20 protein-coding genes are annotated in these 26451 nt (G+C 43.6%); 19 read left to right on the top strand and 1 reads right to left on the bottom strand.

Features of this window, described 5'->3' with window-relative positions; all coding sequences use genetic code 11:
* The first annotated feature begins 2 nt into the window (after positions 1–2).
* From NQ565_RS12015 to NQ565_RS11930, 18 genes are all read left to right on the top strand, one after another.
* The gene (locus tag NQ565_RS12015) at positions 3–1175 is read left to right on the top strand and encodes a glycosyltransferase family 4 protein (protein ID WP_005653979.1); all 1173 of its coding nucleotides are present in this window, start codon (positions 3–5) and stop codon (positions 1173–1175) included.
* On the top strand, positions 1172–2389 hold the full coding sequence (locus NQ565_RS12010; RefSeq protein WP_005653982.1) for a hypothetical protein: 1218 nt from the start codon (positions 1172–1174) through the stop codon (positions 2387–2389). Before NQ565_RS12015 ends, NQ565_RS12010 begins: the two co-directional genes overlap by 4 nt.
* Positions 2386–3468 (top strand): glycosyltransferase family 4 protein, encoded by a 1083-nt coding sequence (locus NQ565_RS12005; RefSeq protein WP_005653984.1) that lies wholly within the window; start codon positions 2386–2388, stop codon positions 3466–3468. Before NQ565_RS12010 ends, NQ565_RS12005 begins: the two co-directional genes overlap by 4 nt.
* Positions 3465–4529 (top strand): CapA family protein, encoded by a 1065-nt coding sequence (locus tag NQ565_RS12000; RefSeq protein WP_005653988.1) that lies wholly within the window; start codon positions 3465–3467, stop codon positions 4527–4529. The genes NQ565_RS12005 and NQ565_RS12000 overlap by 4 nt, the downstream gene beginning before the upstream one ends.
* The gene (locus NQ565_RS11995; RefSeq protein ID WP_005653991.1) at positions 4526–5863 is read left to right on the top strand and encodes a phenylacetate--CoA ligase family protein; all 1338 of its coding nucleotides are present in this window, start codon (positions 4526–4528) and stop codon (positions 5861–5863) included. Before NQ565_RS12000 ends, NQ565_RS11995 begins: the two co-directional genes overlap by 4 nt.
* A gap of 109 nt (positions 5864–5972) precedes the next feature.
* Complete coding sequence (locus tag NQ565_RS16980) at positions 5973–6407, top strand: acyltransferase (RefSeq protein WP_270557592.1); 435 nt, start codon at positions 5973–5975, stop codon at positions 6405–6407.
* A gap of 129 nt (positions 6408–6536) precedes the next feature.
* Positions 6537–7535: a lipid II:glycine glycyltransferase FemX gene (locus tag NQ565_RS11985; RefSeq protein ID WP_005653998.1), complete on the top strand. Its 999-nt coding sequence runs from the start codon at positions 6537–6539 to the stop codon at positions 7533–7535.
* Positions 7532–8833: a UDP-glucose dehydrogenase family protein gene (locus NQ565_RS11980; protein WP_005654001.1), complete on the top strand. Its 1302-nt coding sequence runs from the start codon at positions 7532–7534 to the stop codon at positions 8831–8833. The genes NQ565_RS11985 and NQ565_RS11980 overlap by 4 nt, the downstream gene beginning before the upstream one ends.
* Complete coding sequence (locus NQ565_RS11975) at positions 8808–9908, top strand: hypothetical protein (RefSeq protein ID WP_005654003.1); 1101 nt, start codon at positions 8808–8810, stop codon at positions 9906–9908. Before NQ565_RS11980 ends, NQ565_RS11975 begins: the two co-directional genes overlap by 26 nt.
* Entirely contained in the window at positions 9892–10653 is a 762-nt protein-coding gene (locus NQ565_RS11970) for a polysaccharide deacetylase family protein (protein WP_005654006.1), read from the top strand. Before NQ565_RS11975 ends, NQ565_RS11970 begins: the two co-directional genes overlap by 17 nt.
* A gap of 26 nt (positions 10654–10679) precedes the next feature.
* On the top strand, positions 10680–11477 hold the full coding sequence (locus tag NQ565_RS11965; protein WP_005654008.1) for a polysaccharide biosynthesis/export family protein: 798 nt from the start codon (positions 10680–10682) through the stop codon (positions 11475–11477).
* A 21-nt stretch (positions 11478–11498) separates the two neighbouring features.
* Positions 11499–13925 carry a GumC family protein gene (locus NQ565_RS11960; RefSeq protein ID WP_005654010.1) on the top strand — a complete coding sequence of 809 codons (2427 nt, stop codon included), beginning with the start codon at positions 11499–11501 and terminating at the stop codon, positions 13923–13925.
* Positions 13926–13930: 5 nt separating this feature from the next.
* Entirely contained in the window at positions 13931–14632 is a 702-nt protein-coding gene (locus tag NQ565_RS11955) for a tyrosine-protein phosphatase (RefSeq protein ID WP_005654012.1), read from the top strand.
* Positions 14633–14813: 181 nt separating this feature from the next.
* A complete protein-coding gene (locus tag NQ565_RS11950) occupies positions 14814–17141 on the top strand; it encodes a transglycosylase domain-containing protein (RefSeq protein WP_005654014.1) in 2328 nt (775 codons plus the stop codon).
* Positions 17142–17151: 10 nt separating this feature from the next.
* Complete coding sequence (locus tag NQ565_RS11945) at positions 17152–17577, top strand: 2-amino-4-hydroxy-6-hydroxymethyldihydropteridine diphosphokinase (RefSeq protein ID WP_005654015.1); 426 nt, start codon at positions 17152–17154, stop codon at positions 17575–17577.
* Between the two features lie 11 nt (positions 17578–17588).
* Positions 17589–18347: a 3-deoxy-manno-octulosonate cytidylyltransferase gene (kdsB, locus tag NQ565_RS11940; protein WP_005654016.1), complete on the top strand. Its 759-nt coding sequence runs from the start codon at positions 17589–17591 to the stop codon at positions 18345–18347.
* A complete protein-coding gene (locus NQ565_RS11935) occupies positions 18344–19654 on the top strand; it encodes a M16 family metallopeptidase (RefSeq protein WP_005654017.1) in 1311 nt (436 codons plus the stop codon). The genes kdsB and NQ565_RS11935 overlap by 4 nt, the downstream gene beginning before the upstream one ends.
* A 79-nt stretch (positions 19655–19733) precedes the next feature.
* Entirely contained in the window at positions 19734–20891 is a 1158-nt protein-coding gene (locus NQ565_RS11930) for an MORN repeat-containing protein (protein WP_005654018.1), read from the top strand.
* A gap of 114 nt (positions 20892–21005) precedes the next feature.
* On the opposite strand, the gene NQ565_RS11925 is transcribed toward NQ565_RS11930, so the two are convergent.
* Positions 21006–21944 (bottom strand): ribose-phosphate pyrophosphokinase, encoded by a 939-nt coding sequence (locus NQ565_RS11925; protein ID WP_005654019.1) that lies wholly within the window; start codon positions 21942–21944, stop codon positions 21006–21008.
* 156 nt (positions 21945–22100) lie between these two features.
* Between NQ565_RS11925 and NQ565_RS11920 the strand changes: the two genes are divergently transcribed.
* Positions 22101–26435, top strand: a complete 4335-nt coding sequence (locus NQ565_RS11920; RefSeq protein WP_074713655.1) for a DUF5113 domain-containing protein — start codon at positions 22101–22103, stop codon at positions 26433–26435.
* Positions 26436–26451 lie beyond the last annotated feature (16 nt).

Below are 26451 nucleotides of genomic sequence, written 5' to 3'. Positions count from 1 at the left end.
AAATGAACATATTAAATTTATCTTCTTTATCATTATGGGATTTGGGTAAAGGAAAAGGAAGAGTTTCTACCTATCTTCCTATAAAAGGCTTTGTAGATAGAGGCCATAATGTTTTTTATATAACAAATTCTGTATCTCAACAAGCTGGGGATTTTGAGGGAATTACAGTGCTAAAGGCGAAAACTGTTTTAACGAATAGGCGACCGTTCTTAGACATCATGGTGTATCCTTTTACTGTGTTATGCTTTCTTTATGTTGGCATGAAAATTTGCAAGAAGCATAAACCTGATGTCATTTACGCTCATACGTCGCATACTTCATTACCAGCCTTTATCTTATCTAAAATATTCGGAGCGAAATATGTATTGAGACTTTATGGTGTGTCTTATGTAAAATCGATTCGCTTAAAAGTCTCATATATATTCTTGTATTTGGCTTTTGCTTTGAAATCAGATATGTATATTTTGACAAATGACGGTACAGAAGCCGATAAAGTCGCTTTATCATTTGGTGTTCCACAAGAAAAGATATATTTCTTGAAAAATGGAATAGATAAGGGGTGGAGTACGCGCATGATTAATCCGGATCTGAGAAAACAATTTGCACCGAATGGAGAAAAAATATTATTATCCGTATCAAGGCTTGCGAACTGGAAACAAGTAGATTGGATTATTGACATTTTTGCGAAGTTGATAAAGATTGATGCTAATGTACGATTAATAATAACTGGAGACGGCCCGGAAAGAAAATATTTGGAGCAGTTATCAATAGATTTGAATATTGATGATTATGTATCGTTTGTTGGTTCACAATTACAGGCGGATATATTTAATTATATGAATATAGCCGATGTCTTTATTAGTATGAATGCATTAAGCAGCTTGAGTAATCCCGTTTTTGAAGCCATGATTTGCGGTACGGCTGTGGTGGCTCTCAATAGAGGAACGACATCAGAATTAATAAAGAATGGTGAAAATGGTATCCTTATTGAAGATGACCGGTTAGGTGAACTGCCTCAGATAATAAACAATCTTCTCGAAAATAGTGAAGAGCGGAAAAGGATCGCCAAGAATGGACAGAGAACGATTTTAGAACAGTGGCCGAGTTGGGAAGAGCGTGTAAGAGATGAGGTCGATTTGGTAGAGAAATTGGCTGGCAATAAGGTTGGGGTATGAACAGGATAAAATTAATATCTGTCAATTTAGGATTATTACTCTTTTTTGCTTTACACCCTTATCCGAGGTGGTTTATGCCGGAAGGTCTGTTTCAGATTGTCTTTCTTTTTACTACAACAATATCTTCGATAGAATTACGCCGCAACATCAGAAAAGGATTGGTGGTTGACAAATATCGCATCGGAATATGTATTGCAGCAGTTACATTCCTGCTATTTTTTACAACACCGATTGTACACGATTTCAGGATAGGACATTTTGCATACTTTTTGATATTCATACAGATTATTTTCTTCAATGACATAATCTTCTACAATTCATATAAGTTTCTGAAGAAGTTGTTTATAATTATTTCTGTTTTTGCTATTGTTTTTTGGGTTCTTAATGCCATGGGCGTTCCTCTGATTTATTATAAGTGCACTCCCGCTTTTAGAACGGAAAGCGTATTGGATAACTATCGGATTTATGGGCCTGTTTTAAGTCTGTACCGGGGGAATATGCCTATTGGAGGGGGAATTGAACGAATATGTGGTGTTTTTGCCGAACCCGGGCATTTTGGTATTTACATAGGATTAATGCTTGCTATTGAAAAATTCAATTTCTACGAGAAAAGGAATTTGTTACTTCTGATAACCGGATTCCTTACATTTTCAACAGCCTTTTATGGTATATTCTGTTTGGGTGTCTTGTATAAGCTTCTTAAGTATAAAAGGATTACGACAGACATAATACGGATAGTGGCGGTACTGTTCTTCACTGCCATAACTCTGTTATTTTTCAGCGACCGCTTTGTCGAAACCATTTATGGCAGAGTCGTTGAAAATAAAAGAGAGGAAGTATCTGGTGTGGTTGATTTGCTTGATAATAGAGTCCCGGATTCCCATATCACCAAGTTTGAGAGTTTTATTCACTCTCATGATGCTTTGGTGGGATTGGGATACGATAATGACGAAATGGTAGGAACAAACTGGAGAGGGGTAGTCTACCGGTTCGGGATAATAGGAACCGTCATTATGTTGCTACTGATTTTTTCAATAGCCCGAAAAGGTAGCATGAAGTATGGATTCTTATTGGCCGCAATAGCGCTGTTGATTGTTGCCCACAGGGCTTACCTTATGTTTTCTCCCGCCATATACATGATGTTGCTGACAGCAGTGTATGTGAATCGTACCAAAGAATCGTTCATTATAAAAATTGAGGGATTGGACAAATGAATGTCTTATTAGTAGCCAAATTATCAAACCAGACTTTGACAGAGAATATTCTTTCTCCTTTATTGAAATCATCGTATGTAGACCATGTCTATGTCTTGCGTGACTTTCCCGGTGATATGATTGACGGTAAAGTTACTTACCTGTCTCCCGAAAAGGTATCGGAAAGCAGAATCCGTCATATCAGGAAGGTGGTGGCAGGAGTCCGCTACTGCTCAAAATATAAGATAGATGTAATAATAGGTGTACTGAATACTCCGCATGGCTATATCGGAAAAGCTATCGGTGCCATGATGAATATTCCTTATATTCATATCACCATTGCAGGGCATCGTGAGTTTTGGCTGGGTGGGAAAATCAGGGAAAGGGTAAACCTGGCAGTATTCAGGAAAGCCCGGATAATTACGGTTACAGGACAACAAACGCTTGCCTACCTGGTGTCCAAGGGCTTCGATGCGGACAGGATTGTTGTGCTGCCCAACTTGCCCAATCAGGCGTTTATGGATAGTAATATGCAGGAAGAGGGCGAGCGGAAGTATGACATCGTGTCTTTTTCGCGGATAGATAAAAATAAAAACATCGGGTTGCTGTTGAGAGCCGTATCCCGAATAAAGAATGAATGCAGCGTGAAACTGATTGTTGCCGGTGATGGTGAGGAACTTGACAACTTGAAAAGAATGGCAAAAGAACTGGCCATCGGGGAGTATATAGACTTTGTCGGCTATATCTCCGATTTGGAAGACAAATTGCGGATATACCGGAACAGCAGGATTTTTGTTTCCTGCTCCAAGGGAGAGGGCTTTCCGGTGTCGTTGCTTGAAGCGATGTCTTGCGGATGTGTACCTGTCGTGTCGAACGTAGGTGATATTGTAGATGTGATAAGGCATGGCACAAACGGATTTGTATTCAATGATGTGGACAGTGAAATGGAACTTGCCGGTTGTTTGATGCGTCTGCTTTCTGACAAGGAACTGGTGGATAAAACGAGTAGAGAGGCACGGAAAATCGTGGAAAGCATATCGGTAGAGGGTAATGCAGGAATATGGGACAATGTATTTGCACGTATAACAGCAAGACAATGAAAATAACACTGGTTGGCGATATTTTTCCGGCAGATGAATTTTTGAGTGTAGGATTTGGTATCAGATCGCAATTTGAAGCTACAAAAGGAGAAAGGTGGAAGGATAATATTCAAGGTATCACGCAAGATTCGGATATTGTAATAGGCAATCTTGAAAGTCCTCTTCTGGAACCTTCGCTTGCTGCCGGAAAACCGGATTTCTACGGCAGTCCGGAGTTTGCACGTTTTCTGAGAGAATGCGGTATCGGAGTGCTCAATGTGGCAAACAATCATATACTGGAGCATGGGAAAGGCGGATATGAGAGAACATTGCAAATATTGGAAGAGTCCGGCATTGCAGTTGCGGGGAACGATAATCGTGTATTATATATTCATCGGGATAATTGCCTGATAGGCATTGCGGGCTTTTGTAATGTAGATTTGGACAAGTTTGACAACGACGGCTGTTTTTCTGTACTGGACGAGGTGAATGCAATGGCGGCTTTAAATGAGATGGCGGACAGGAAAGCGGATTTGAAAATCCTTACTCTGCATTGGGGAAATGAATACATTCACCGTCCCTCGATGATGCAGAGGAATATGGCTTACAGATTGATTGATGCCGGAGCGGATATTATAGTAGGACACCACTCTCATGTCATTCAGCCTTATGAAAAATATAAAGCGGGGCATATTTTCTACTCATTGGGCAATTTTTGCTTTGACAAGCCTTTCCAGTCACGGCAATTCTCCAAAGGAATGGGAGTTGACCTGTATTTCGATACGGATAGCAAAGAGATAGAAAAGATAGAAATTTTCGGCATAAAACTTTCTTTCAGGCATCTGATGCATAGAATGCCGGCAGACAGTTTCAAACCTTATTTTGCCGGAATACAAAACAAGTATGAACGCTTGAAATGCGACACGACCTATGATACCGGCTATTCCGAAGAACTTTCGAAAAGGCGTATGATAGAGCGTATCTTGATGAAACTATCGCTGATACAGACTTTCTTCTTTGTTTCTTTCAAAGAAAAAAGGATGCTTATTAATAATCTGATAAACTATTATTTTAAAATATGATATCTAATCATTGTGTTCAGGAACGGGTTATCCTGCCTTTGGGTGATATATTGACCGGGCAGTCGGTAAGCAAATATCTGCGTTTTCTGCAAAAGAGCCGGTATTGGAGCAGGGAGGAAATCGACAGGTTTCAGAACGAACGGCTGCGGCTGCTGATTACTCATGCTTACGGGCATGTTCCTTTTTATAGGGAAGAAATGGATAAGTTGCAGTTGACACCCGCGGATATTCGGACAAAAGAAGATTTACGCCTGTTGCCGATTGTAACAAAAGCCATGATAAAAAAAGAAGGTATTGAACGGTTTAAGGCTGCCGGTATTCCTGAAAAAAGTATTGTCCAAGGTACGTCATCGGGTTCGACCGGTGAGCCGTTTCGTTATCTGACCACGAAAGATGATTACTCGGTGAATATTGCAGCCAATCTACGCGGCTGGTATGATATGGGGTGGCGACTGGGTGACAGGTATGTCAAGCTGAGTCAGAATCCGAGAAATAATCCCGTGAAACGGTTGCAGGATTATATGACTAACAATCTTTATCTGGCTACCAACCCGTTGACGGATGAGAATTTTGCCAATGTGTTGCGGCAGATAGAAAGTTATAAACCCCGGGTAATCCGTTGTTATCCCGACCCGCTTCTTTTACTGGCACGTTATAAACGTGTGCATCCGGAATTTGCCTGGTCGCCTGTGGCGATAACAACCACCGGCAATACCTTGTTTCCGGAAACGAGGAAAGAGATAGAAGAGGCCTGGGGATGTAAAGTGTTCGACTCATATAGCTGTGAGGGCAATTCGTGCGTTTTTGAATGTCCTACGCATACCTGCTATCATTCAACAGAAGAGTATGGAATATCGGAAGTAGTGGACGAACAGGGAAATCCCGTTAAAAAAGGGGTTGGGAGACTCGTATCAACGAGTTTGTGGAACATGGCACAGCCTTTTATCCGTTATGATACACAGGACTTTGTTGAAGTGGACGATACACCTTGCGAATGCGGCAGGGAGCATCTAAAGATAGTACGGATTTTAGGTCGGGATAATGATGTACTGGTAATGCCGTCGGGCAGACGGTTCATTGTACACAATTTTACCGTCTTCTTCCAGACGGATATTCCCGAACTGAAAAGGTCTATCGACCAATTCCAAGTAGTAAAGCAAAAGAGTGGTTGCGTAGTGTTCCGGTTAGTGGTGAACGAAAACTATGATACGGAAGTAGGGAACTATATTATTCGTTTCTGGCAGCAGGAATTCGGTGTACCGGTTACTATTGAGCTTTTAGCAGAACTTCCTGTTCTACACAATAACAAACGCCATTTCATTATCAGCGAGTAATAAGGATATTATGAATATACGATACAAATTGTGCCTTTTACTTTATTATGGTTTTGCCAGACATTTGCCAAAATCGACTGTACCGGTCATTGGTACTGCTGCAAAAAGAATGCGTGGAGCAATATGCCGTCATATATTGGGATGTTGCGGCAGTGGCAATAATATTGAGCAAGGCGCGTATATCGGGAATGGAAAAGACGTCCGGATAGGAAATAATGTAGGGCTTGGCAGGAATTTCAAGGTGCTTATGCGAATGCTTACTATTGGTGATAATGTGATGATGGGAGAAGATGTTCTCTTTTTAGGAGGAGGCCATCGGCATAGCCGTACAGATGTTCCCATGAATAAACAGGGTTCGGAAGGTAAAACTCCTTTATACATAGAAAGTGATGTGTGGATTGGTGCACGGGTTACGGTGTTGCCCGGTTGCAGACATATAGGACGTGGCGCGATTATCGGTGCTTGTGCCGTGGTAACCAAGGATGTACCGGATTTTGCTGTTGTAGCCGGTAATCCGGCTAAAGTGATGAAATACAGGCAATGAAAAGTACGTTTTTATAGATGTACAGTATATTAAATGGATACGGTTCAATGTGAGCCGAAAAGAGGGTCTTGAAAGGAGTTTTGAGCCAAGTACCGTGATTTTCCGCAATATTTAACATACATAGAACAGATGATATTTGTAAGTGAAAGAATAGATGTAACAGCTTGGGAAGAGCTGATTGCACAGTCTTCGACAGCCAATTTTTTCCAGACAAAGGAATGTTATGATTTTTATTCGGGTTTGTCTTTTTTGGAAGCTTTTGTATTTGGGGTTACCGAGAACGGATGTTTGAAAGGAATAGTGGTTGGCTATATACAAAAGGATGGAGGAAAACTAAAACAATATTTCTCGCGAAGAGCAATTGTGACAGGTGGAGCCTTGCTGGCAGATGATATCAGTGACAAAGCTTTGTCCGCACTTTTGACCTATTGCAGGAATAAATTGAATAAGAAAGCAATTTATATAGAGTTCCGTAATTTTAAAGATTACAGTTTGTATAGAGATGTGTTTCGTGAGAATGATTTTGAGTATATACCTCATTTGAATTTTCATATAGATTGCAGCAGCGAAGAAGTTATACAAAAGAATTTGCACAGTAGTAAAAAACGCGACATAAAAGCCGGTTTTAGAAAGGGCGCAATATTAGTGGACTCTCCGTCTTTGGATGAAGTTCGTGAATATTATCGGATTTTAGTCGATTTATATAGAAATAAAGTAAAGACTCCTCTATTTCCATTCGATTTTTTTGAGAAATTATACCAATCGGATTGGGGAAGGATTTTATTGATAAAATATCAAAATCAAATAATAGGTGGAGTGACATGTTCTATCTTAAAAAATAAGACTTTATATCATTGGTTTGTAGCTGGTTTGGATGAACGTTTTAAGTCAATACGCCCTTCCACATTGGCTACATGGGCTGCTATAGACCGAACTTTAAAGGAGCGGATTCCTATATCCGACATGATGGGGGCAGGAAAAGCCGATGAGAATTATGGAGTACGGGACTTTAAAGCGGCATTCGGCGGAAAGCTGGTAGAGTACGGACGTTTTTTATGCATCTTGAATCCGGTATTATATCATATCGGGAAAATAGGAGTAAAAATTTTAAAAAGAATAAAACAATGAACATTTCGTTTTTTGGATTAGGTTATGTAGGATGTGTAGGCATGGGATGTTTGGCACAGAACGGCCATAAAGTTATCGGGATAGACATTTCTTCCGAAAAGATTAAAAAAATAAACGAGGGGATGCCTACAATTGTAGAGGCAGGTATAGACGAAATAATCAGGGAACAGCATCTGCAAGGAAGAATCAGAGCTACACACGACTACATGGAGGCTGTGAGAGAAAGTGATATTTCTTTCGTGTGCGTAGGTACTCCTTCTACGAATAACGGACATTTGAACTTAAATTATATTTATCAGACCGCCGAAGAGATAGGAGAGGCATTGAAGGAGAAAAACGGTTTTCATATTATCGTCATCAGATCGACCGTATTTCCCGGTACGAATAAAGCAGTGGGTAAGATAATAGAGGATATGTCCGGAAAGACGCGGAATGTGCACTTTGCCGTTGTATCTAATCCGGAGTTCCTGAGAGAGGGAACGGCTGTAAATGATTACATGAATCCGCCACTGACGGTAATAGGTACGGACTGTGAAAAGGCACGGGATATTATGACGGAACTGTATGCACCGATGGGTGCACCCATTGAGACGGTTTCTATAGAAGTGGCGGAAATGATTAAGTATGTAAACAATTCCTATCATGCTCTCAAAGTGACTTTTGCCAATGAAATAGGAAGGGTGTGCAAGGCATACGGCATTGATTCGCACGAAGTGATGCGTATTTTCTGCATGGACAAACAGCTTAATATTTCCCCTTATTATTTTAAACCGGGATTTGCGTATGGCGGCAGTTGCCTGCCTAAAGACCTGAAAGCCCTGAAAACAATGGCGCATGACCTGTATGTGGAAACGCCGGTTCTGAATGCCATAGAAAGCAGCAACCAGCACCACATGGAAAACGCCATTGAGTGGATTCAGGCAGTAGGACATAAGAAAATCGGTGTATTGGGATTGAGCTTCAAGGCAGGAACGGATGATATGAGAAACAGCCCTATTATACATGTGATAGAAGCATTGTATGGTAAGGGGTATGAAATAAGGATATATGACAGAAGTGTTTCTTTGGCACGGCTGATAGGAAAGAATAAAAGCGTGATTGAAGAGAAGTTGCCGCATTTGAACTGTATGTTGCAGGATGATATGGACTCTTTGCTGGATTGGGCGGAAACGATTATCATTAGCAACAATGACGAGATTTTCAAATCGGTAAGGGTCAGAGATGGACAGGCGGTAATTGATTTGGTCAGGATAAAGGAGCTGGAGAAAGAAAATGGTTACAGGGGAATCTGCTGGTAGGAGCAGGAAGAGTGTATGGTTTGATATTTGCCATACTCCGCAATATAATTTCTATAAGAATTTCATCATCCGTCTGGCAGAAGAAGGGCATGTTGTGTATCTCACCGTATTGGACAGAGGGAAAATGCCTTTGATTGTTCGGAAAGAACTGGCTGCGTATCCTGCAATAAAGATTTATGTGATAGGCAGGCACAGACTTGCAAAATGGTCGGCTATCGTAGATGCCAATTTGATACGGATTGTCAAACTGTTTTTATGGTCATTGGATAAGCGGATAGATATAGCTTATTCCAATGCTTTCTTAAGCAGTGTCATAGGTAGAGTGAGAGGCTTTCATTCCTACACTTTTGATGATGACCCGCAGACTTTTGATTTCAGGCCCAAAATATGGTTTTCGAAAATATCTCATTACTGCCTTTACGAACTGCCGCCCGGTTATGTCTTGTCTTCTAAGGTAAAAGTGTTGCCGGCCCTTAAGGAATGGGCATATCTGGCACCGAATGTGTTTACACCCGACAGAATATTCCTGGATAAATATAAACTGCATCCCAAAGAGTATTTCTTTGTGAGGGAGGTGTCGGTAGGTACGGTTAACTATACGGGACAGCATGTGGGTGCTGTTATGGGTATTGCTTCGAAAATACCTCATGGTAGGAAAGTGTTGCTTTCTTTGGAAGATAAATCCACGAAAGAGAGGTATCCTGAAGATTGGATTCTGCTGGAAGAGCCGGTCGAGGGCATCCATTCTCTTATTTATTATAGTTGTGCTTTGATATCTTCGGGAGACAGCATGGCGCGTGAGGCTGCTTTATTGGGAGTGCCGTCGTATTATTTAGGAATCAGATATGATATGCCGGCAAATCGTGCTGCATCAAGGCTGGGAATTTTGCATAACCGGAAAAGCATGGATTTTGAGGAATGGATAGGCCGCTTTAAAGCAAAACAGGATTATGCCGGAGAGCAGGAGAGAGCCAGGGATACCATCAATCATTTATTTATAGATGTAAATGAGTACATGTATTCGTTTGTGGATGAACTTGATAACAGAAAAAGCAATAATGGATTTCACTCTTAAAACTTACCGGTCTCTTTTATCCGCACTGAGGCGGGCAGGTTATACCTTCCGAACATTTGAAGAATTCTTATCAGTTCCTGCTGACGGTAAAGTAGTGATATTGCGGCATGATATCGATAAAAGACCGGAGAATGCCTTACGGTTGGCACAGATAGAACATGCCTCGGGCGTGAAGGCTTCTTACTACATCAGGGTAGTAAAGGGTACTTGGAATGAAGAAATAATAGAACAAATAGTAGCTTTGGGACATGAAATGTCTTATCATTACGAAGACCTGACGATTACCAAAGGCAACTACGAAAAGGCTTTTGAACATTTCAAGGTACATTTGGCCGAAATACGCCGTTTTTATCCGGCCAAGACTGTTTGCATGCACGGAAGTCCGCTCAGCAGGTGGGATAACCGGAAACTGTGGGAGAAATATAATTATAGAGAAGCGGGGATTATCGGAGAACCGTATTTTGATGTGGATTATACGAAAGTACTCTATATCACAGATACGGGGCGGGCATGGAATAAGACAGGTGCGAGTGTAAGGGATAAAGTAGAAGGCGGCTTGGAACTGAAAGTCAAAAATACCCGCCGACTGATTACTTTAATCGGTAATGACGAGCTTCCTGAAAAGCTGATTATCAATACCCATCCGCAACGTTGGTTTGATTTTGGTTGGGGATGGATGAATGAATTTATTTGTCAGCATATAAAGAACGCAGTTAAAAAAGCACTTGTGGCTTTTATGCACTAATCTAAAAAAACAATCGATAAAATAATATGATAAAGAACATGAAGAAGTATGGATACATAGCCTTTGTACTATGTGTCCTGGCGGGTTGTGCGTCGCAAAAACAGATTTCGTACCTGCAAGATGTGCCGGATGACTATCGGCAAAAGATAACCCAGGATTATGACCTCAGGATTCATCCGGATGATTTGCTTTCCATTATGGTGAACAGTAAAGACCCCGAACTGGCACAGATGTTCAATCTGCCGATGGTAAGTTATCAGATAGCTAACAGCAATACAGGATATGCAGGAGGACAGAACCGGGTATTGGGGTATCTGGTGGACAAAGAGGGAAATATCGACTTTCCGCAGTTGGGAGTTATCAAAGTACAGGGAATGACACGTGCAGAACTGACAAAATATATCAAAAGCCAGTTGATAGAAAAGGGACTGGTAAAAGATCCCATCGTAACTATCCAGTTCCTGAACTTCAAAGTATCGGTATTGGGGGAGGTGAACCGGCCGGGAACATTCGAGATAACCAGCGACCGCATCACCTTGCTGGACGCATTGAGCCTTGCTGGCGACCTGACCATTTACGGGCAGCGCGAGAATATAAAGGTTGTCCGGGAAGAAAACGGAGAGCGGGTAGTGGTTTCGCTGGACTTGCGGAACAAAGATTTATTGTCGTCTCCTTATTATTATCTGCAACAGAATGACGTAGTGTACGTAGAACCCAATAAGGTAAAGGCAGGACAACGGGAGATAAACCAAAACAGAACCATAGGTACGTTTGCTTCCATACTATCGGTAATGGTATCCTTGGCCGTGCTTATATTCAAATAAAAAACAGTAAAGAAAAAGTTTATGGGAAAAGACAGGTTTGAAGATTTGGACTTCATAGATTTTAATGACAGCCGCCGGCAGGAGGGCACGGTGATTGCCGATATGCTGTCGGCAGTGTATCGCAACCGGAAATGGTTCATCCTCTCCGTAGCGGTGTGTGTCCTGATAGGTTTTCTGTATCTGAAAAGTTCTCCGAAGATATTTTTGCGTACCGCTACGGTATTGGTGAAGGATGAGCAAAAAGGCGGGGGTGTCAATGGTGCGGCTGCTTTTCAGGATTTGTTTTCGTTAGGCGGCAGCACGGTAGATAACGAAGTGGGTATCTTTAAAAGTAAGCGGCTGATGCGGACGGTAGTCGAAATACTGCATCTGGATATAAGTTATAAGGAGTGGGACGGGCTGAGAAAGAAGGAACTCTATACGTCCACGCCGTTTGCCGTTACCTTCCTTGATGCAACTCCTTCACAACAGATAAGCCTTACTGTTACGATGTCGGACAATGGAAAGGTGACGCTGGCGGATATGACCCTGCAAAATGAAGAGGAAGAAGAGGAATTTGACGAAATCCTGACCGTGCAGCCGGGAGATACGGTGAATACTCCGGTGGGAAAAATGGTGGTGGCATCGACACTGTTTACGGACGAAAACAGCATAGGCAAGACGGTCTACGTGACGAAGGGAAATATGAAAGAAGTAGCGGAGTCATATAACAAGGCTTTGAATGTAGGGGTGGCAAACAAGCAGTCGTCACTGATAGCCCTGAGCATCGAGGACGAGAATGTGCAGCGGGCGGAAGATTTACTGAATACACTGATTGAGGTTTATAAGAACGATGCCATCGAGGATAAAAACAGGATTGTGATAAATACCGCCAGATTTATCGGCGAGCGGTTGGAGATAATCGAAGCCGACCTGGCTGCCGTGGATGCGGAAATTGAGAATTATAAGAAAAAGAACAGACTGACGGATATTGCTTCGGAAAGCGCCTTGTATCTGCAAAGTTCGAGCATGCTTGATACGGAAGGGTTAAGCGTGGAAAATCAGCTTAATATGGCGCAATATATGAAGGAATACTTGCAGGATAACTCGAAGACGACAGAGCCTGTCCCTGCAAGTATCGGGATAGATGATATGGGAGTGCAGAACCTGATTATGGAGTACAACACGGTGCTGACGCGCAGGAACAAGCTGATAGCCAACAGTAGTGCCAATAATCCGCTCGTGCGTGACCTGAACGGTACGCTGATGTCCATGCGCCTGTCTATCGCAAAAGCTGTGGATAACCTGATAGCAAGTCTGGAGATACAGGTGGCGAATATGAAGAACAAGGAGCGGGAGAACAGCAATAAGATAGCATTCGTGCCTACTCAGTTGAAGTATGTGGTAAGCATAGAACGGCAACAGAAGATAAAGGAAGAACTGTATCTGTTTCTGTTGAATAAAAAAGAGGAAAATGAGCTCCAGCTTTCCATTACGGAGAGCAATTGCCGCATCATAGACCCGGCAGAAGGTGTGGACCTGCCGGTAGCACCCAAGAAGGTGCAGGTAGCGCTGATTGCTTTGCTGGCGGGGATTATGCTGCCTGCCTTGTGGATTTATATCCGCTCGCTGCTCAATACCAGCGTGCATACGAAGAAAGAACTGAAAGCGGGTGTGAACATTCCTTTCTTGGGAGAAGTGCCGCTTGAAAAGAATAAGCATGAGAAAGATATCGTGGTACAGGAAGGCAGCAGGGAAAGCATTTGTGAGGCCTTCAAGATAGTGCGCGATAATCTGGACTTTATGGATACGGAAAAGAAAACGGTGGGAAAGGTAGTGCTGGTGACTTCGGCAAATCCTGACTCCGGAAAAACCTTTATTACGCTTAATCTGGGTATGAGCATGGCGCTGGCGAATGTAAAGGTAGTGATTCTCGACCTTGACCTGCGGAAAGGTTCTTTGAGCAAAAGCGTAGGGATAGGTATGAAAAAGACCGGCGTATCGAACTACCTGAGCGGCAAGGTGGATGATGTGAAAGAACTGGTGCAGGTGTGTGGAGATGATAACCGGCTGCATATCATTACATCGGGAGCGCTGCCCCCCAATCCTGCGGAATTGCTGAAGAGCGGCAGACTCGACCGGCTGCTGGAGGAGCTGAAAAAGAACTATGATTATATCTTATTGGATAACCCGCCTTATGGTGTTGTGGTGGATACACAGTTGTGCGGACGGTTGGCGGACCAGACGGTGTATGTAGTCCGCTCGGGCTTGTTCGACAAGCGGATGTTACCGGAGTTGCAGGAACTGTATGATTCGGGAAAGATGAAGAATATGAGTATTCTGCTGAACGGAATAGATTATGTAAAGACAGGTTATGGGTATGGCTACGGATATGGTTACGGCAATTACGGGAACGATGAAAACCGGAAGAACAAGAAGCCGCTGTACAAAAGGATATTTGGAATTTAAACGCTATGGGTATGTTTTTCTTACGACATAAAACAAAGTTGGCGGATATCGGTTTCTTCAGGGATTTTGTGGATAGTCACAGCCATATCCTTCCGGGTGTGGACGACGGCATAAGGACGATAGAGGAATCCTTGACAGTGTTGGCGTACTTCGAATCGCTCGAAGTGAAGAAGGTGAGGCTGACGCCTCATGTGATGAATGGTGTGGAACACTGGGAAGATGTGTTGCAGGCTTTCGATACGTTGTGCAAGCGCTATACCGGAGAAACCGTACTTGAACTGGGAGCTGAATATATGCTGGACTCCGGCTTCAGGGAGAGGCTGGAGAAGGGATTGCAGCCTTTGTGCGGGGATTGTGTATTGGTAGAGACGTCTTATTTTTCTCCACCAAACAATCTGGACGAGCTGTTGTACGATGTATCGCTTGCCGGATATACGCCGGTGATTGCGCATCCCGAACGTTATCTTTATATGAGGTACGGTGATTATTGCGAATTGAAGGACAAGGGCTATCTGTTGCAGCTGAACTTGCTTTCGCTCTCCGGTTATTATGGAAAACAAGTGATGAAAAATGCTGAAACATTGCTGGAAAAAGGTATGTACGACATGGTAGGGACGGATTTGCATAATCTGGAGACTTTCGGAAAATGGATAGGAAATGTGAGGCTGACGGATAAGCTGGCGAGAGAAATAATGTCTCTTCGCTGACTGTCAAAGTCCGCAATGAGTTAGGAAGCTCCGGAGACCTGTGCTTTTGCAGGTTTCCGGAGCTTCTGCCGTTTTTGGGGTATTTAGAGTTTTCTATTAAAATTGTGAGAGTTGTTTTGATATATTTCCGTATCTTTGCCCCATTATTGAATATTGAACCAACGAATTTTAGGAACCGGACATGATAAAGAAAGTCGTAAAAGTCCTTTGGATTTTCATCGCGCTGATAACATTGACATGCGTTGTTATTTTCTTCTCGATAGCAAAAGGTTGGATTGGCTATATGCCCCCTGTGGAAGATTTGGAAAATCCCAATTATAAATTTGCAACGGAAATATTCTCGGAAGACGGGAAAGTTCTGGGAACTTATTCTTATAGCAAGGAGAATCGCGTGTTTGTGGGATACAATGATTTGTCGCCCCATATTATCAATGCGCTGATTGCAACGGAAGACGTGCGCTTTGCCGAACATTCGGGGATTGATGCCATCGCGCTGTTCCGTGCCGTGGTGAAACGTGGTATTCTGATGCAGAAGAATGCGGGCGGCGGCAGTACAATCAGCCAGCAGCTTTCCAAGCAGCTTTATTCGCCAAGCGCCGACAACATAGTGGAACGTCTGTTCCAAAAGCCCATCGAGTGGGTTATAGCCGTAAAACTGGAACGCTATTATACCAAAGAGGAAATTCTTACGATGTATCTCAATAAGTTCGACTTCCTGAATAATGCGGTGGGTATAAAGACTGCCGCCTATACCTATTTCGGTTGCGAACCGAAGGATTTGAAAATTGAGGAAGCCGCCACACTGGTGGGTATGTGCAAGAATCCTTCCCTTTATAATCCGGTACGTTATAACGAACGTTCGCGCGGACGCCGCAATGTGGTGCTCGACCAGATGCGCAAGGCCGGATATATCACCGTTGAGGAACGGGATTCGTTGCAGGCATTGCCATTGAAGCTGTCCTATCATCGCGTAGACCATAACGAAGGTCTTGCAACGTATTTCCGTGAATACCTGCGTGGTGTGCTGAATGCCAAGAAGCCCGATAAATCGGACTATCGCGGCTGGCAGATGCAGAAGTATTACGAGGATTCGCTCGACTGGGAAACAAACCCTCTGTTCGGCTGGCGCGAAAAGAATACGAAGAAGGACGGAAGCAAATATAATCTTTATACGGACGGGTTGAAAATCTATACTACAATAGACTCCCGCATGCAGAAATATGCAGAGGATGCCGTGACCGAGCATCTGAAAGAATTGCAGGGCTACTTCTTCAAAGAGAAGAAAGGTGCGAAGAAAGCGCCTTATACTTTCCGTTTGACGCAAGAACAGGTAGACGAAATTCTGGACCGTGCCATGAGACTGTCCGACCGCTACCGCATCATGAAGAGAACCGGAGCTTCCGAAGCGGAAATCAGGAAAGCGTTCGATACGCCCGAACAAATGTCTGTATTCAGTTGGAGCGGTGAGAAAGATACTGTAATGACTCCGATGGATTCCATACGTTATTATAAGTTCTTCCTGCGTGCCGGCTTCATGTCGATGGATCCGCGTAACGGTCATGTAAAAGCGTATGTAGGCGGCCCGAACCATCACTACTTTAAATATGACATGGCAATGGTGGGACGTCGCCAAATCGGTTCTACCATGAAACCGTATGTGTATTCGCTGGCTATGGAGAACGGTTTTTCTCCTTGCGACCAGGCTCGTCATGTGGAATATACATTGATAGACGAAAACGGAAAACCCTGGACACCGCGCAATGCCAATAAAAAACGTTATGGTGACATGGTGACGGTGAAGTGGGGATTGGCCAATTCGGACAACTGGATCACAGCATACCTGATGAGCAAACTGAACCCGTATGAGTTGAAGCGGTTGGTGCACAGCTTCGGTGTGCGCAACCGTGAGATTGTGCCTTCGGTGTCTCTCTGTCTCGGTCCTTGCGAAGTCTCCGTAGGAGAGATGGTAAGCGCCTATACCGCATTCCCGAACAAGGGTATTCGTGTTGCGCCGCTGTTTGTAACCCGTATTGAGGATAACGACGGTAATGTGCTGGCTACATTCTCGCCGGAAATGCAGGAAGTAATCAGCGCATCCAGTGCCTATAAGATGCTGGTAATGCTGCGTGCAGTTGTCAATGAAGGTACGGGCGGACGTGTCCGCCGTTTGGGTGTAAAAGCCGATATGGGTGGCAAGACTGGTACGACCAACTATAATGCCGACGGCTGGTTCATGGGCTTTACGCCTTCGCTGGTGTCCGGCTGCTGGGTGGGCGGTGAAGACCGTGATATTCACTTCGATACGATGTTGCACGGACAAGGCGCTTCCATGGCATTGCCTATCTGGGCGAAGTATATGGTAAAAGTGCTTGGCGACAAGTCTTTGGGGTATGATGAAAACGAAACGTTCCAGCTGCCTGAAGGTTTTGACCCCTGCAAGGACAGCGGATATGAGGATGCGGATGCGGAACCGGCATCGGAAATGGGACTGGACGATTTGTTTAATTAAGAATTGGGAAATGGTGTACACAATCTGCATCGGCAGTAACGTGAACAGGAAAGAGAATCTGGCGTTGGCACGCAAGAGGCTGTCCGAACTTTTTCCGAATATCCGTTTTTCTGCAGAAGCGGACACAGAGCCGTTGTTTTTCCGGCGGCAGGCGTTGTTTGCCAATCAGGTGGCGCGCTTCACGTCCGATTCTGATGCGGATGAAGTCATACTCCATTTGAAGGATATAGAACGGGAAGCCGGAAGGACTCCCGAAGAAAAGAAACAGGAGATTGTACGTCTTGATATAGACTTGCTGTCTTGTGACAGCAGGGTGTATAAACCCGAAGATTTAAAGCGGGACTATATCATCCGCGGACTGAAAGAATTGAGTGATGGAAAGTCTGAGTCGACAAATGCCATTGAAACATTTCTTTATAATAATGTGGTAATTTAAGTTTTAAAGATATGAAATTCCTGGGAATAATTCCTGCCCGTTACGCATCTACGCGTTTCCCTGCCAAACCTTTGGCTTTGTTGGGTGGAAAGACCGTTATTCAACGGGTATATGAACAAGTGGCCGGTGTTTTGGATGATGCTTATGTAGCTACCGACGACGAGCGCATTGAAGCTGCCGTAAAAGCATTCGGCGGAAAAGTTGTAATGACGTCCGTGCATCATAAAAGCGGTACAGACCGTTGTTATGAGGCTTGTACCAAAGTAGGGGAAGGCTTTGATGTGGTGGTAAACATTCAGGGCGATGAACCTTTTATACAGCCGCCTCAACTGGAGACCGTAAAGGCCTGTTTTGACGATCCGTCCACACAGATTGCCACTTTAGTAAAACCCTTTACTGCAGATAACGGTTTTGAGGCACTGGAGAACGTAAACTCTCCCAAAGTAGTGCTCAACAAGAACATGAATGCTCTTTATTTCAGCCGTTCTATCATTCCGTACCAACGTAATGCGGAGAAGTGGGAGTGGCTGAAAAACCATACATATTACAAGCATATCGGATTATATGCCTATCGGGTGGAAGTGTTGAAAGAGATAACCTCGCTTCCGCAGTCTTCTCTTGAACTGGCGGAGTCGCTGGAGCAGTTGCGCTGGCTGGAAAACGGTTATACCATTAAAGCCGGTATTACCGAAGTGGAGACAATCGGTATTGATACACCGCAGGATTTGGAACATGCGGAACGTTTCCTGCAAGCACGAAACGCTCAATGAATATCGGTTCGGGGATGCTTTTGGACAGGACCATCCAGCCTAAGGTGAGGGACATTGAGCACTTGGCCGTACAGATGCCCCAACGGTGCACTATGCCCAATGGTGTGTCTTTGAATGTGCTTGACTCTGGCGATAATGAAGTTGTGCGCATAGACCTGCTGATGGAAGGCGGGCGTTGGCAACAGTCGCAACCGTTACAGGCTTTGTTTACGAACCGTATGCTGCGCGAAGGGACGCTTCGGTACAGTGCGGGGGAAATAGCGGAGAAGTTGGACTATTACGGTGCCTGGCTGGAGTTGTCCAGTGCATCGGAATATGCGTATGTTACTCTTTATTCGCTGAACAAATATTTGCCGCAGACATTGGAAATACTGGAATCCATCGTAAAAAAGCCTGTGTTTCCGGAGAAGGAGCTGGGTGTTATAATAGAAAATAATATCCAGCAGTTCATGGTCAACTCGTCCAAAGTGGATTTTCTGGCGCATCGGGCGCTGATGAAAGCTGTATATGGTGAGGTGCATCCTTGCGGACGGCTGGTGCAGAAAGAGGATTATGGCAGGATAAATCCTGCTGTACTCAAAGAGTTTTACGACCGGCATTATCATTCCCGGAACTGTACGATTTACGTTTCCGGAAAGGTGGGCGATGATTGTGTACGGCGGATAGAAGATATGTTTGGTAAGGACGTGTTCGGCAAAGACTTCCGCAAACCGGAAAGGCGGGAGTTTATTCCGGTTTCTTCCATGGATAAACGGATTTTTGTAGAACATGCGGATGCCATGCAGAGTGCGGTTCGCATGGGGATGCTTTCTTTGGAACGCCATCATCCCGATTATTTGAAGACCAGAGTGATGGTAACGCTGTTTGGCGGATATTTCGGAAGCCGTCTGATGTCCAATATCCGTGAAGAAAAGGGATATACCTATGGCATTTCTGCAGGCATCGTTTCTTGTCCGGGACCGGAAATGCTGGTTATCAATACGGAAACGGCAAACGAGTTTGTGGAGCCTCTTATTCGGGAAGTTTACCATGAAATAGATTGCCTGCAGAATGATCTGGTGCCGGAAGAAGAATTGGCAATGGTAAAGAATTATATGCTGGGCGAAATGTGCCGCAGTTATGAATCGGCATTCTCACTGGCAGATGCGTGGATGTTCGTTCAGGTTTCGGGTTTTGGCGATACACACTTTGAAGATGCTCTGAACGCAGTCAGAGATATTACTCCTGAAGATATACGTGAACTTGCCGGAAAGCATTTGTGCAAAGAGAAATTAAAAGAAGTCATATCCGGCAAAAAAATGTCATAAAAAGCGGGAACCGCCTCGTGGTTTTGACAGATTAATCGTATCTTTGTCAAAATCCTAATTAAGTAACTTGTAATCCAAGATGAAATATCTATATACTGCAATTTTTCTGTTATACTTGTCACAGGGCAGTGTCGCAGCCCAGGAAAAAGGCGGCTTCTTCGATAAAATAAAGGGAACTTTCTCATCGGAAATAAAAATAGGGACGCATACGTTTAAGGATGGTTCCGTATATACCGGTGAAATGAAAGGACGCAAACCCAACGGAAAGGGAAAGACGGTATTTAAAAACGGCGATGTCTATGAAGGCGAGTACGTTAAAGGAAAGCGTGAAGGGTATGGCATTTACACTTTTCCCGACGGTGAAAAGTATGACGGCCAGTGGTTTCAAGACCAACAGCACGGCAGAGGTATCTATTATTTTATGAATAATAACCGTTATGACGGTATGTGGTATCAGGATTACCAGCATGGCAAAGGTACTATGTACTACTATAACGGAGACCTTTATGAAGGCGATTGGATAAATGACAAGCGTGAAGGTCAGGGTACTTACGTTTGGAAGAACGGTTCCAAATACATCGGTTCGTGGAAAGACGATAAGAAAAACGGTGAAGGCACGTTAGTCTGGAATGACGGTTGCAAATACGACGGTCAATGGAAGAATGATGTGCGTGACGGTAAAGGCACGTTTGAATATGCCAATGGTGATAAGTATGTGGGTGATTGGAAAGAGGATATGCAGCATGGCAAGGGTATTTACTTCTTTCATACGGGCGACCGTTACGAAGGTTCTTATGTGCAGGGTGAACGTACCGGTGAAGGTATTTACTATCATGCCAGTGGCAATAAATATGTAGGAAACTTCAAGAACGGTATGCAGGACGGACACGGTACGTTTACATGGGCGAACGGTGCTGTATATGACGGACAATGGAAAGACAACCAGCGCAATGGCTATGGCGTTTACAAATGGAACGTCGGCGACTCCTACGAAGGCGAATGGAAAGATAATAAATTCAACGGTCAGGGAACTCTGATTCTTACCGACGGTACAAAATACAAAGGCGGTTTTGTAAATGGTCTGGAAGAGGGGAGCGGCGTGCAGGAAGATAAGAACGGAAACCGCTATGAAGGTTTCTTCAAACAAGGCAAAAAAGACGGTCCGTTTGTGGAAACAGATAAAAATGGAAAGCTGGTGCGGAAAGGAACCTATAAAATGGGAAGGTTGAGTAATTGAAATCAGGGAATGAAAAGGGACATTCGGTAAAATGTCCCTAAAAAATAGAGAGGGCTGCGCGATTCTGGATGAATATTGCGCAGCCCTTATTTTTTATTTCTTAATTCTCAATTTTCAAATAATATATTGAGAACTGATAGATTCGTTGCTTACGACTCTTCTGATAGTTTCGGCAAACATATCAGCAATGCTTAATTGTTTAACCTTATCGCATTTCTTGGAGTAAGGAATGCTGTCTGTAAATACCATTTCAGTCAAGCCTGATTCCTGTACGCGGAATGATGCCGGATCGGACATGACACAGTGACTGGCAATGGCACGTACGGATTTAGCACCGGCTTCCATCATGATGTTGGCTGCTTTGGTGATAGTACCTGCGGTATCTACTATATCATCTACCAATACTACATTCTTGTCTTTTACGTCACCGATAATCTGCATGGTGGCAACAACGTTTGCCTTCTCGCGCGTCTTGTTGCACAATACCAAAGGTACACCGAGGTATTTGGAGAATGTGCTGGCACGTTTTGAACCGCCTACGTCGGGAGTTGCAATAACAAGGTCATCCAACTTTAATGATTCGATATAAGGAAGGAATACTGCCGATGCATACAAATGGTCAACCGGAATGTTGAAGAAACCTTGAATTTGGTCAGCATGAAGGTCCATAGTAATCAAACGGTCGATGCCTGCAACTGAAAGCAGGTCAGCTACCAACTTGGCGCCGATGGATACACGCGGTTTGTCTTTTCTGTCCTGACGTGCCCAACCAAAATAAGGAATTACTGCAATAACACTTTTGGCAGATGCTCTTTTGGCCGCATCAACCATCAGCAGAAGTTCCATCAAATTGTCGGAATTAGGGAAAGTGGATTGAACCAGGAATACATTTGCGCCACGGATAGACTCTTCATAAGAAACAGCGAATTCACCATCGGCAAAGTGGGTGATATTCATCTTTCCTAGAGGGCAATTAAGGCTGGCGCAGATTTTTTCTGCAAGGTATCTCGAGTTTGTTCCTGAGAATACCATAAAAGGTGCTTTTTCGCTCATTTTGTAATAGATATTACCTATTTATTAATTTGCATGCAAAGGTATGAATTTCCCGCTACATAATACAAGACTTATTGTAGAAAAAATATTTTTCTTTACCGGATTTATTTGTAGCTTTGCTTTGTGAAATACCTTTCATCTATATTATTAATAGGAATGCTATGCCTGATAGGTACGGCATTCGTTTCGTGCGTGGGTACAGCTCCTACAAAAGAGGTGCATCTGATTGACTCCTTAAATCAGGCGGCATATGCTTATCGTTATAAAAATTTGGACTCATCGTGTCATGCGGCTTCAAAGGCTTACCGGGGAGTGAAACTTTACAGGCAAGGAAAGGCGGAAGCTTGTAATAATTTGGGATTCTGCGCTTTTATGCGAATGGACTTTGAACAGGCGGAGAAATACTATCAGGAAGTGTACAGTCTGACAAAGAATGAATTGGAACTTCTGATTGCCGATATAGGCTTGATGAAAATTTATCAGCGGACGGCACTGAACAAAGAGTTCTATGATTACCGCAATAGTGCTGTACGCCGCATGAAACGCATCGCAGAAGATAACAATTTGTTTGTAGACAGGCATGAGCGAATGCGGCTGGCCTATGCTCGGTCGGAGTTTTATATTGTGTCTGCCATATATTACTATTATTTGCAGCAACGGCCGGAAGCTTTGGCATCTATCAATGAGGTGCCGGAGAATGAGGAGTTGGCAACAGACACAAATCAGTTATTGTATTATCACTATATAAAAGGGTCGGCTTCTTTGTGCGAAGGAGAAACGCCTGATGAGCGTCGTTTAAGGGAGTTTGATGAACTTTACACTACTTGGAAATTAGCTTCCAGGAAAGGGTATCTGTATTTTGAAGGAAACGGTATACAGGGATTGGCTAATTTGATGGCTTCTCCGGATAATTATGATTTTTATCAAGGACGGCGGACGCATGCGTTGAAACAATTCGGCGAGCCGGTGGATTCTTTATTGCCTATGCGGTTGGGACAACAGGCTTTGGAGAAATTCCGGCAGTATAATGACATTTACCAAATTGCGGGTGCATACGTTTCTATCGGGAAATATTTGAATGCGCATGGAGAATATGAGCAGGCACTCGATACTCTGAAACGTGCCTTAGAGTGTGTAAACGATCATCATCGCCGTTTTTACGATTGCCACGACAGTCTGGATTGGTTGAAGGCTTATGACCGTCGTGATACGATATGTGCGGAGAAATCCTGGATTCGGCAGAAATTAAAAACCGTTCCCGAATGGATTTCAAGGATACGTGAGCAGTTGAGTGTCACCTATGCCGGATTGGAAATGAAAGAGTATTCGGATTATAACAGGAATATATATCTGGATATTCTGGAAGATACCCGTCAGGATAAGGAATTGGAAAGTCGTTATCAAGCATTGGAAAGAGAAGCGGGACAGCTTAATCTGTTGCTTTTCTGTGTGATTACGGGGCTTATTGTAGTGGTGGTGTTCTTCTGGTTCTTTAATAAACGTTCTAAACAGCGCAACAGATTGCATCTGCACCGTTTGCAATCTATGCTGGATATTTGTCAGGAGATAACTGTATCCATTCCTGCTGATGCACAGACCGAGAAAGACATCACGGATGCGATTCTGGTGGCTGTACGTCCCAAAATGAAATGCTTATTCGGAACAGAAGACGTATGTATCAAGAATAGGGAATTGATATTCGCACGGCATATGAGGAAAGATGAACAGGCTATGGTGCAAGTAATCAATCCTTATATCCAATGGGCGTTAGACAACGGAATGACTTCCATTTCCCTTGGCGAGGAACAGCGCAGACTGGAGAAACAACGCTATATTCATGAACGGCATATTGCCGGAAACAAACGACAGAATCTGATTAAGAAGGCTTGCCTTTCTATTGTTGATGGTATTCATCCTTACATTGACCGTATTCTGAACGAGGTGCATAAACTGATACGCATGGGATATATCCATGATGAAACTATCAAAAAAGAAAAGTATCAGTATATTGATGAGCTTGTTACCACCATTAACGAGTATAATGATATTCTGGCTTTGTGGATTAAGATGAAGCAAGGTACACTGAGTCTGAGCATCGAAGTTTTTGAACTGAATGAGCTTTTTGAATTGTTGAGGAAAGGAAGCCGGGCTTTTGAAATGAAACAGCTGGATTTGGAAGTAGAACCTACCGATGCTTGCGTGAAGGCAGACAGGGCATTGACTCTCTTTATGATAAATACATTGGCAGAAAATGCACGTAAGTACACTCCCAAGGGGGGGAAGGTGAGAATCTATGCCCGGCAGGAGAATGATTTTGTGGAAATATCCGTTGAGGATAACGGATGCGGTCTGTCTCCGGAAGATGTTAACCATATCATAGGCGAGAAGGTGTATGATTCCAAAATTATCGGCATGAATGATGCACCCGACCGGGAGGCATTGCGGAAAAATAAGGGCAACGGCTTCGGCTTAATGAATTGTAAGGGCATTATTGAGAAATATAAGAAAACGAATCCTGTTTTTAATGTGTGCCTGCTCAATGTGAAGAGTACGTTAGGGCAGGGGAGCCGTTTCTACTTCAGACTGCCGGCAGGAGTACGTAAGGTTTTGACCGTGATACTACTTGTGTTTTCTTTAGGTATGGTTTCTTGCAGCAAGGCAACTGATAACGATGTGCCGAAAGAAACACTTACTGACTCTCTGACATTGGTCTTGCAGACAGAATATGAACTTTTACTGAATAAGGCTTCCGATTATGCCAATGAAGCCTATTACTGTAATGTAGACGGTGAATATGCGCTGGCTTTGCAATATATAGACTCCGCAATGGTTTGCCTGAATGAACATTACGGGAAGTATGCCGAAGAACCGCATCGTTATATGACTTTGGTCGGGGATGACATACCTGCTGAGCTGGACTGGTGGAATGAGATGTTTAATTCCGATTTTCATGTGATTCTGGATATTAGGAATGAGGCGGCGGTTGCATTTCTTGCTTTGAAACAGTGGGATGAGTATGGCTATAATAATGCTGCTTATACCACTTTGTACAAGTTGCTGGGTGAGGACCAGTCTTTGGAAGATTTCTGCCGCGAACTGGAGCGTTCTACGAATAATAAGACGGTGAGTATCTTGTTGGTGATTATTTTATTGGTTACGCTATGCTTGGGGTATTATGTTCTGTATTCCCGCAGGAGATTGGTAAACCGTTGGAACTTGGAGCAAGTATTGGAAATCAACAAGCAGGTGTTTACCGCATCTGTAATATCTGCATCCGAAGACGAGGAGATGCTAAAACGTGAAGAAGATATGTTGAAAGATATTCCGCAACAAATCGCGGATAATGCATTCGATGCGGTTAATGAGTTGTTGAGTATAGAGCGGTTGAGCATTGCGGTTTATAACGAGGCTGCCCATAGGTTGGAGTATGCGTCGAATCCTCTGGAAGGAGTAGCAGAGAACAAACTTGTGTGGGAAGACTTGATGCAATGCTGTTTTGAAGAACAGAGGTATCTGTCGGAAAATGGAATGCAGGCATTGCCTCTCATTGTGAAAGCCGGAAACTCCACTCAGTGTATAGGAGTGTTGTGTTTGGTGAGAAGCAGGATGCAGCAGGAATCCGACCGTTTATTGCTGGAGTTGATAGCCCGTTACATTGCTATTGTGATATTCAATGCGGTAGTGAAGCTGGCAATGAAATACCGGGATATTGAGACAGCTCAGGATGAAGCACGTCGTGCGTCGTGGGAGGACAGTTTGCTACATGTGCAGAATATGGTGCTTGATAACTGTTTGTCTACCATCAAACATGAAACGATTTATTATCCAAATAGAATAAAGCAATTGATAGGCAAACTTCGCTCCGGTAAGCTGTCGGAAACAGAGGAGCGGGAAACGGTAGCGGCTATCAGCGAATTGATAGAGTATTATAAAGGGGTATTCTACATTTTGAGCCAATGTGCATCCCGTCAGTTGGAAGAGGTTACTTTCAGGCGTACGGTGATTCCTGTGCCCGAGCTGTTGGAAGCTGCGGAGAAGTATTTCCGTAAGGTGAGCAGGGGAGTTGCAGCTTCTGTTGTTTTCAGTATAGAAACAGTAAGTGAATCGGTTATCGGAGATGTAAATCAATTGCATTTTTTGTTGGAGAATTTGATTGATGAAGCTTTGTCTGTGCCGGTTGCGGGAAAAATTCGCCTGACTTGTGCAGTAGAAGATGATTTTGTGCGTTTTCTTTTTACAGATATGCGGCGGGAGAAAACAAGGGAAGAGTTGAATCAACTGTTTTACCCGAATCTGGCATGTATGACGGCCGGTGAAAAGGGAAAGTTGTGTGGTACGGAGTACTTGTTATGCAAACAGATTATTCGCGACCATGACGAATTTGCCGGAAGAAGAGGATGCCGCATTAATGCAGAACCTGCAGAGAAAGGGGGATTTGCCGTATACTTTACGCTGCCCCGTTATCTAAAAAGAATTCAGCCGGGAAGATAATGGCTTTTCTCGGAGC

The organism is Bacteroides stercoris ATCC 43183 (assembly GCF_025147325.1).
In the GTDB taxonomy this organism is placed as follows: domain Bacteria; phylum Bacteroidota; class Bacteroidia; order Bacteroidales; family Bacteroidaceae; genus Bacteroides; species Bacteroides stercoris.
The sequence above is the reverse complement of the archived record's forward strand: the minus strand, read 5'-3'. Positions and strand labels throughout refer to the sequence as shown.